The following is an 8,741-nucleotide window of genomic DNA, read 5'->3' as shown; positions in this document are numbered from 1 at the left end:
AACAATATGGCGGCAACTGCCCATGCCTGCGGCGACTACGACACCGCGCTGGACACTTTGAAAAAGTCGCTGCTGATTCAACAGGAAATCGGGGATAAATCCGGTGAAGGGATAACGCTTAACAATATCTCGCAAATCTATGATGCCCGCGGCGACTACGACACCGCGCTGGATTATTTGAAAAAGTCGCTGCTGATAACACAGGAAATCGGGGATAAATCCGGTGAAGGGACAACGCTTAACAATATGGCGACAACTGCCCATGCCCGCGGCGACTACGACACCGCGCTGGATTATTTGAAAAAGTCGCTGCTGATAACACAGGAAATCGGGGACGTAGCAGGTTTATGCGCCACTTTGTTTAATATGGGGCATATCCACTGGCAGAATGAGGAACAGCAGGCAGCGGTATCAGCCTGGGTTCAGGTTTATCAACTCGCCCAACCCATGCAGTTAAAGCAGGTGCTGGATGCACTGGAAGGGCTGGCGCAGCAGTTGGGTTTACCGGGTGGTCTGGCGGGGTGGGCGGATTTGGCGCAACGCGCGGCAACGCAGGAATAGGAGACGCAACCCTTAACTTAAACACTAAGCTTATGCTGGCACAAATCTTAAAGGAGGCCAAGCCTCGGCTTGGGTGTGTTTTTTAGACGCCCAATCCGAGGATTGGACTCCTTATTAGCAAGCGCCAGCCTGGTAATGCCTGCCTTGCAAGCGCCGCTTGCCGTATTAAACTTCCGAATGCACAGGGAAAGCGTTCAGATTGAGTAATTCAACAAGCAGAGCTTGGGAATGAGGGGAAAGGTGTTGCGCAGGCAAGTTTATGATGTTGCCTATCTCTGTAAAATTGTTGCAATTTGCTGCATTTCATCACACAATGAAACAAGTATCCTGAATAAATATCTGGAGTCAATGATGTCTACTGCAATAAGAATATCCGACCCCCTTGCCAATAAAGCGCGTATTCAATCCCGTGTTTTCCACAGATCACTTTCCGGGCAAATTGAATATTGGGCAAAAATGGGGGAAATTCTTGAAGAAAATCCCGATCTCTCCTTCGCCTTTGTGCAAGAAATCATGGTTGGACGTGAGCAGGTTAATGCAGGAGATTTAACACCCTACCAATTCAATCATGAAGACTGATGCCCATATTGAGGTTTTGCAAACCGCAATTTTTGCCCGAAAAAGAAAAAAACTAAAAACCAATCAACTGAAAGACCTGGATAATGCAATTAAAGCGATTATCAAAAACCCAACAATTGGGGAACAGAAAAAAGGTGATTTGCAGGATATTTGGGTTTATAAGTTTCGCATGGCAAAACAAGAAAGCCTCCTAGCCTATCAATGGGATGAAACTAAAAGACTGCTGATTGCATTAGGCGTACATGAAAACTTTTATAAAGACTTAAAGAAAAACATTTAGCGCAGGCGGGAACTGCACGGGAATGACAGAAATAAATGATATAAACATGAACGCCACAACCGACACCCCCTCAGCTTTCACCTGGTGTAAACAACGCCTTGGCGAGCAACAAACCGCAGCCATGCTGGATTTTGCCAGTCATGCCGCGCTGCCGGTGGCGCTCAACAGCGAATTACTGCATTTGATTCGCCTGAACTTTTTTCACAACGCGCCGTTACTGGATTACACCGCTGAAGCTGAACTCCTGCTCTCGCCTCTATGCCGGGAAATCGGCGCGGATTTATACGAACTGCTGCCGGAAGCGCGTGGTGAACTACTCAAACACCTGTACCGCAAATACCCCGGCAGAGTCACCCGGCTCAGCAAGCTGATTGGCTGTTACAGCAAAACCTGCCCCGCCTGGTTAAAACTGGAAACCCTGCGCAAATCCCAATTATTGACCGCCCTGCTGCATTTAAACCCCAGCCGCAGCGCGGAATTGATTAAACAACATCAGGACCGCATTCAACACAGCGAGGAACAGGAAGAGCATGAATGGTTGCTCGCCATGCACAGTGAGGCAAAGTTGGGGGAGCAGGCGCAAAGCGTCCGCACCCCTGCGTTTTTTATTGTTTCGCATTTAGAAAAGGCAAACCCCTGGCAGGAACGCCCGGAATTTGAAGACTTAAAAAACTGGTGGCAGGAAAATAAATTAAAAACACTTATTACCAAGTGCCTGCCTTGCAAGCCCCGCTTGCCGTGTTAAACTTCTGCGATAAGGAGTGAGGATAAAATAAATACAGAAACTGGGCGCAGGATTTTTATTCATTTTCAAGGCGTGAAAACAGGCGCATAGCAAGCTATGTAACTGCCTAAGTCCAAACAGGCGGAACGCAGAAAATGGAGAAAAAGACCAGCCAGGTTGCTGAAGTTATAAAATTCTCGCTCCTAAGGTGGACATCGTTCATATTGCAGAAGAACTGGAAAGCATGGGAAAACGTGATCGTCGGGTATTATTAAGCCGTTTACAGGTGTTGTTGATGTATTTGCTGAAATGGAAATATCAGGCACAATTTCAGGGTAGAAGTTGGCTTGCAACCATTGATCATCAACGTGATGAAATCGAACAAATACTGATAGACAGCCCCAGCCTGCGTAATGCTTTATCTGACACCTTGCCGGATATTTATAAAAAAGCCGTGCGTGATGCCAAACGTGAAACCGGCTTGCCAGAAAAAACCTTCCCTGTCCTTTGTCTGTTTGAATTGGATAGCATTTTATGTCAGGGTTATTATCCTGAAGCAGGATAAAAATCCGCCATGCGAATTTATGTTGAGTTCAATTGAATGGCTTTGTTTTTCCAAATTTTTACCATCTTATTTCCCGTTTTTATTATTGTTGCCACGGGTTATGTGTACGCCCGTTGGCGCAATACGGATATGGAAGTTGCCAATCGCCTGAACATGGAAATCTTTATCCCGGCCTTATTGTTCAGTGTGATGGCTAAGCAACAAATCACCCTGGAAAATGCCGGGGCCTTGGCGCTGGGCGGTGCTTTGGTGATGCTCGGTAGTACCTTGCTGAGCTGGCCGGTGGCGCGTAGTCTGGGCATTTCCGTGCAAACCCTGCTGCCGCCGATGATGTTTAAGAACAGCGGCAATATGGGTATTCCGATTGCTTTATTTACCTTTGGTGAATCCATTTTACCCGCTGCGATTGTGTTATTTATTGTCAGTAATCTGGTGCATTTTTCTGTGGGCACAACGATTTTAAGCCAGCAGTTTAATTGGCGCACCTTATATAGTCTGCCGATTTTACCCGCCAGCGTGCTGGGTATACTTTTCAGTATCAGCGGTATAAATAGTCCCGATTGGCTGTTAGCGCCCGTTGACATGCTGGGGCAGATTGCCATTCCTTTAATGCTGTTTGCCCTGGGCGTGCGCCTGACAGAAATTGATTTTACACATTGGAAAATTGGTTTGCTGGGCGCGGTGTTATCACCTTTTACTGGTGGTTTGGTGTTTTTAATCTTGTATCCCTGGCTGCCCTTATCTGTAGAACAAATGGGTTTATTATTAATGTTTGCCTTGTTACCTCCGGCGATTGTCAATTACATACTCGCCGAGCAATATCAGCAGGAACCGCATAAAGTGGCTTCTATCGTGATGCTGGGCAATTTATTCAGTCTGCTGAGTATGCCACTGGCTTTAAGTCTGGTGTTATCTGGCGGCTTGAGTCCGGCAGCCTGATATGAGTAATCTGCCACTTGCCAGTGATACCCGGATAGAAGCCCATAAACTGACGCTGCGCGAAGTGCTGGTGAGCCTGCGCGAAGAAAAAATTATCACGAAAATGCAGTACAACTGGTTGCTGGGGCAGTCAGATAGTAATGCGCGTAAAGGCATACATCCGCTGGTTGCGATTGCGCAAATGAACTGGCAAAGCGCAACAACGCCCACTTATCCCTTAAGCCTGGAACGCCTCACCCGCTGGCTGGCGGAAAAAACCGGTCTGCCTTATCTGCATATCGATCCCTTAAAAACTGATTTTTCCGCACTGACGCCGTTTGTGTCTTACGCCTATGCCTCACGCTTTCAAATTCTGCCGATAAGGCTGGAAGCGGGAGAGCGTTTAGTGATTGCCAGTGCCGAGCCATACATTTATGAATGGTTGCCAGAGCTTGAACATACCCTGAAAAAAACCATCCAGCGCGTATTCGCCAATCCTCAGGATATTGCGCGTTATCTGGATGAGTTTTACAAACTGCAATATTCCATCAAAGGCGCGGGGGAAAAAGAGCGCAACCTCAATGACAGCCTGAGCGGTGTGGAACAGTTGATGGAACTGGGCAAGGTCAGCAGCAAGACTGGCGGGGAAGTGGATGCCGGTGATCAGCATATTGTGCGCATTGTGGATTGGCTGCTGCAATATGCTTTTGAACAACGCGCCAGTGATATACACATGGAACCGCGCCGTGAACAAGGCCAGATTCGTTTTCGCATAGACGGCAAATTGCATCTGGTGCATGAAGTGCCGGGCGTTATCATGACCGCGATGGTCAGCCGCCTGAAACTGCTGGGCAGGATGAATCTGGCAGAGCGCAGACGACCGCAGGATGGGCGCATCAAAACCCTGACCCCGGATACCGGGCGTAATGTGGAACTGCGTTTATCGACTATGCCCACGGCATTTGGTGAGAAACTGGTAATGCGTATTTTTGACCCGGAAATTCTGGTGCGAGATTTTAAGGCGCTGGGTTTAAGTCTGCGTGAGCGCAAATTATGGATTAACATCATCGGCAAACCTCATGGCGTGGTTTTGGTCACCGGCCCCACCGGCTCAGGCAAAACCAGCACCTTGTATTCCACTTTGCGCTTTATTCATAAACCCGAACTCAATATCTGCTCCATTGAAGATCCCATAGAAATCATGGATGATCGCTTTAACCAGATGCAGGTCAATCATACCATTGATGTGGATTTTGCCAGCGGGGTGCGCACCCTGCTGCGGCAAGACCCGGACATTATCATGGTGGGGGAAATCCGTGATATGGAAACGGCGGAAGTGTCCATGCAGGCGGCACTCACCGGGCATCTGGTTTTATCCACCCTGCATACCAATGATGCGCCCTCCGCTATCACCCGCCTGCTCAATCTGGGATTACCGGCGTATCTGCTCAATGCCAGCTTATTGGCAATCGTTGCACAACGTCTGGTACGCACCCTGTGCCTGCATTGTAAAAAACCGGTGGCCCCCGATCCGGCAAAATGGCAGTCTTTAATTGCGCCACATAACGCCCCGCTGCCCAAGCGTATTTATGAAGCTGGTGGCTGTGATGATTGCCGTCATACGGGTTTTTCCGGGCGTATCGGTTTATTTGAACTGCTGACCATCACGCCCAGCTTAAAAATGGCGATTAATGATAATACCAATTTACAGCAACTGGAGAACCTGGCCTTAAAAGAAGGGATGCGCCCGTTGCGTTTAGATGGTGCTACCAAAATTGCAGCCGGTGTGACGACTTTTGAAGAAGTGTTTGGGGTGGTGAAGCTGGCGGATTAACAATGGCTTCAGGAATGGCGCGTAGCGTATTTCCCGGAGCACTTGAGCAAGTTTCCGGGAAAGTCCCACATTATTTATGCTGTATTTTTTTGCAAAGCCGCTTTAAATTGCTGCTCGGCTTGTTTGAGATAATCATCGGGCAGCACCTTGGGTTCCGGTACTTCCTGGGTGATGTCGCGTTTTAAGATGCGCCTGGATAAACGACTTAAACGGCGATTACCGCGAAAATCACTTTCTAGCATACCGTTTTGATACATGTCCACATAACCGTGGGATTGGTAATAAATATGCTCGCGCAGCAGGGCTTCCTGAATAAAACCTAAATGCTGGGTGTTGTTTTGCGAGGCTTGATTATGACCATAAACAAAACTCATAAATTTGTGTAGTTTGACCACGTTAAAGGCAAAGTCCAGCACCAATAGGCTGGCTTCCAGGCCAACGCCGGTTTTTTGTTCTTCAGGGTCTAAGATACCGATAAGAAACTCGCCACGCTGGTGGCTGGGTTGATAATCAGCAATGGCAGCCAGACCAATTAAACGCGCTTCCTGGCTTGGCGTGGCGTTGCGTTCTATAACCCATTCAAATTTACGCAGGTCTTTAGGTAGTTTTTTGTATTCCCGGGCCAGACGTTTGCGAATTTGCGCAATACCTTCGCGGCGGTTTTGCGCCAGACGATACAAGGCCATAAAGTCTTTATCATCCCAGCAGTCACGCAGAAACTTCGCGTGTTCCGGTGCTCTGCGCAACAAACTCACCCGTGGTCCACGGATGGCCTGAAAACCTAACAGGTGAGTTTCTAACATAGTTTAGCCTTATTTACCGCCAGTAGAGCCGCCAGTAGAGCCGCCAGTAGAACCATCTGATTTGCCGCCAGTAGAGCCACCAGTAGAGCCGCCGGTAGAACCATCTGATTTGCCGCCAGTAGAGTCGCCGGTAGAACCATCTGATTTGCCGCCAGTAGAGTCGCCGGTAGAACCATCTGATTTGCTGGCTGAATCTGCGGTCATGGTGCCACCTTTAGTGCCTGGATCAGTGCTCAAATCGCCTTCATCACCGGGTACTTCAATAATGTAATGATCCACATCAGAGAACTGGGCTTTGGCAAAGTCAATATTCGGTGCGTCATCTTCTCCAACCGGGAAAGCTGCTACCTGGAAATAAACATTATGAGGTAGTTGACCGTCTTGTACCATCTGGCCTAATTTATCCAGGTTTACGGAAATAACAACCGTGCGCTGGTTAATTTGGGGTTTACCCAAAGGTGAAGGAGGCATATCAAATACGCCGTTATTGTCAACGTCAAAACCAGGTATGGGTTTAACAGGCTCGGCGCGGATACCGGTGATGAATTTCAGATCGGCTTCCAGATTGCCGCTGGAATCCAACAAAGGAATGCCCAGGTCGCCACTGCCTTCAGGGTTGTCAAACATCGGTGCCAGTACATCGTCTTCCGGCATATCTTCACCGGGAATACCATCCATGCCTGGCTTTTTTTTACCCATTGGTCGATCAGAATACATCAGGAATATGTCAGTTGTTTTATTCGGTACGCCACTGATAATAAAATCAATTTTAGGACGTGGGCCAGCTTCGCCAAAGTCATCCACATCACCGGCAAAAATTACACCATTACTGGCAAAATAACGCGGTTTATCAACAGGCTCTGACTCTGGCATTTTGCCTGAACCCATCTGGCGACGCATACCCCCTATTTTTCCGGAAAATTCAGCATCATCAAAATCATTAATAAAATCTTTAGTCGGCGGCATACAAACGTCTAAAGGCGTACAGAGTTGATCCGAGCGCATCGGTGGGACGTGATTAGGATCCTGTTCCGTTTGGTTGGCACCTGTCAGTTTGGAACTGGTATCCATCATATCTTCGGCGGATACGGTGCTGGATTGCACGGCCAATTTACCTGCTGCCACTAAAGCCAGGGTCTGGCTGCTGATCAAGGTTTTTTTATTCATTAAGACAATTCCTCGGTATTATTAAAAGTAGGTAAAGCTTGTTAATACGCCCCCATTATAACCAAAATCTAATGCTGGATAGTTGTGCTTGTTTGACCTGCGGTAGAACTTCAGCTATTAAAGGTTTTTTATCGTAAAAAATATTGTGCCATCTTGATATCGGCTTTGTCTATTGCGGGAAAAGCCTTAATCCAAAATTTAAAAGCCTTCCAGACTTTCTATTTCCAGATACATTTTATTGATGTGTCGCCCAAAATTGACATCAAAACCTGACCAGTTGCGCCAAGCATCAAATTGTTGTGCAGATTTTGCTTTAATTTCATAATCACTTAAGTCTGCCTCAAATCCGGCTTTAACCACTTGCTTTAATTTTTGTAAATAATGTAAAAAGGGTAACACTGTGCTCTCTGCGCTGCCGCTTTGTCCATGTCCAGGCACGTAATAAGCCATTTTCAGCTTATTGGCATATTCCAGAGCGGCAATATTACCGTGAATGCTGGCAGTAGTATCAAAACGTCCTAAGCGCTGATAAAAACAGTTATCACCCAGAAATAAGGTTTTTGTTTCCACATGCTCTATCATGATGTCGGTATCAGTATGCGTGGGTATCATCGCGTGTATCCGAAAGTGCGCGCCAGCCACTGTAATGATGTTATCCTGAATCACTGCGTGCTCAGGTGCGATAACTTGCGTACCTCGACTCAGACCTTCGGTCATGCGCTCCATTGATTCAAGCCAGATAATGCCTTGTTCACCATTAGCTTGTTCAATCATTTTAGGATGTGCGTAAATATTGGCTTCAGGATAGGCTTCCCGCAAAGCTTGATTTGCCAGCCAATGATCGCCGTGGATGTGGGTATTAAATACCGCAACAACCGGCAAACTACTGACTTTTTTAATTTCAGCTAAGACTTGTTTGCCGACCAGGTGGCTGCTACCAGGATCAATCACAATAATACCGGTTTTGCTCACAATGATTGCCGGATTATTCATAAAGCCCTGATTTTTTTTGTTCGGTTCCTCCAGTGGGCCATGCATAACATAAACCTGCTGGTTAATAGCTTCAAAATGATAGGTTCCGGTTTCGCCTAAGTCCCAGGCATATGCAAATAGGGGCATGAATATCATGCAGGTGATAATGGCAGTTGTGTTATATCGATTCATTATTGCTAAGCACTTTATATTGAGTTGTCAGAATTTATTATCTATATAGGGGGGCACCTGAGAATACAAGTGCGCTTAATTTACTCTAATCATAAATTGCAGTATATTGAAACCTAATATTTTACATGGCATTTCAGTATTCAAAG

At 47.0% G+C, this 8,741-nt stretch carries 10 protein-coding genes; 7 read left to right on the top strand and 3 right to left on the bottom strand.

Annotated elements, in window-relative coordinates; all coding sequences use genetic code 11:
• The 7 genes from QUF61_RS08340 to QUF61_RS08310 all read left to right on the top strand — a co-directional run.
• Window positions 1–561, top strand: a 561-nt coding sequence (locus QUF61_RS08340; protein ID WP_289681305.1) for a tetratricopeptide repeat protein, incomplete at its 5' end; no start/stop codon positions are given.
• Window positions 562–909: 348 nt separating this feature from the next.
• Window positions 910–1,140, top strand: a complete 231-nt coding sequence (locus QUF61_RS08335; protein ID WP_286018932.1) for a TA system antitoxin ParD family protein — start codon at window positions 910–912, stop codon at window positions 1,138–1,140.
• Window positions 1,130–1,420, top strand: coding sequence for a type II toxin-antitoxin system RelE/ParE family toxin (locus tag QUF61_RS08330; protein ID WP_289681304.1), 291 nt, complete (start codon window positions 1,130–1,132; stop codon window positions 1,418–1,420). Before QUF61_RS08335 ends, QUF61_RS08330 begins: the two co-directional genes overlap by 11 nt.
• A 46-nt stretch (window positions 1,421–1,466) precedes the next feature.
• The gene (locus QUF61_RS08325; RefSeq protein ID WP_289681303.1) at window positions 1,467–2,165 is read left to right on the top strand and encodes a hypothetical protein; all 699 of its coding nucleotides are present in this window, start codon (window positions 1,467–1,469) and stop codon (window positions 2,163–2,165) included.
• Window positions 2,166–2,352: 187 nt separating this feature from the next.
• The gene (locus QUF61_RS08320) at window positions 2,353–2,709 is read left to right on the top strand and encodes a DUF29 domain-containing protein (RefSeq protein ID WP_289681302.1); all 357 of its coding nucleotides are present in this window, start codon (window positions 2,353–2,355) and stop codon (window positions 2,707–2,709) included.
• A 36-nt stretch (window positions 2,710–2,745) separates the two neighbouring features.
• The gene (locus QUF61_RS08315) at window positions 2,746–3,648 is read left to right on the top strand and encodes an AEC family transporter (RefSeq protein WP_289681301.1); all 903 of its coding nucleotides are present in this window, start codon (window positions 2,746–2,748) and stop codon (window positions 3,646–3,648) included.
• 1 nt (window position 3,649) lies between these two features.
• On the top strand, window positions 3,650–5,461 hold the full coding sequence (locus QUF61_RS08310; protein ID WP_103921647.1) for a GspE/PulE family protein: 1,812 nt from the start codon (window positions 3,650–3,652) through the stop codon (window positions 5,459–5,461).
• Window positions 5,462–5,535: 74 nt separating this feature from the next.
• Here the strand turns inward: QUF61_RS08310 and QUF61_RS08305 are convergent, their stop codons facing one another.
• The 3 genes from QUF61_RS08305 to QUF61_RS08295 form a co-directional block, all read right to left on the bottom strand.
• Window positions 5,536–6,264 carry a GNAT family N-acetyltransferase gene (locus QUF61_RS08305; protein ID WP_103921648.1) on the bottom strand — a complete coding sequence of 243 codons (729 nt, stop codon included), beginning with the start codon at window positions 6,262–6,264 and terminating at the stop codon, window positions 5,536–5,538.
• 9 nt (window positions 6,265–6,273) lie between these two features.
• Window positions 6,274–7,431 (bottom strand): hypothetical protein, encoded by a 1,158-nt coding sequence (locus QUF61_RS08300; RefSeq protein ID WP_289681300.1) that lies wholly within the window; start codon window positions 7,429–7,431, stop codon window positions 6,274–6,276.
• Between the two features lie 198 nt (window positions 7,432–7,629).
• Window positions 7,630–8,550 (bottom strand): MBL fold metallo-hydrolase, encoded by a 921-nt coding sequence (locus tag QUF61_RS08295; RefSeq protein WP_289681299.1) that lies wholly within the window; start codon window positions 8,548–8,550, stop codon window positions 7,630–7,632.
• Window positions 8,551–8,741: the final 191 nt, after the last annotated feature.

It is taken from the genome of Candidatus Venteria ishoeyi (genome assembly GCF_030378065.1).
GTDB lineage: Bacteria > Pseudomonadota > Gammaproteobacteria > Beggiatoales > Beggiatoaceae > Venteria > Venteria ishoeyi.
This window is presented reverse-complemented; position numbering and strand designations above follow the sequence as displayed.